1 protein-coding gene is annotated in these 338 nt (G+C 45.9%); it reads right to left on the reverse strand.

The genetic code is table 11. The features are described 5' to 3' along the window. Nucleotides 1–305 (reverse strand): mucin-binding protein (locus C1G57_RS05855; RefSeq protein WP_153045610.1); only part of this gene is annotated, 305 nt, incomplete at its 3' end. Nucleotides 306–338 lie beyond the last annotated feature (33 nt).

Below are 338 nucleotides of genomic sequence, written 5' to 3' on the forward strand. Positions count from 1 at the left end.
CCTTGGTTTGTTAACTCTGTAATACGAGCTGTTGTGCTGTAGTTGATTGGCTCACCTGACTTACCGGTCACTTCATCCACAGCACCTAGCTGTTTACCGGTGTCATCTTGGTATGTGATGGTAGCTTTTTGGGCATCTTTCACATATCTAACGATAACTTCAGTGTCTGGAGCTGTAGCTGCTACATCCACTTCAGCTGCTACACTTGCCTTATCTGGTGTGTAGCCTGCAATAGCTGGTGTGTCTACTTTGTCGAAGTCATCATCAGTTGAGGTCCAGTCACCATAAGTCACTTCTTTAGTCACTAGGTTAACGGTCGCAGTACGTTTGTAGGTCAG

This window comes from Streptococcus suis, from assembly GCF_002960425.1.
Classification (GTDB): domain Bacteria; phylum Bacillota; class Bacilli; order Lactobacillales; family Streptococcaceae; genus Streptococcus; species Streptococcus suis_S.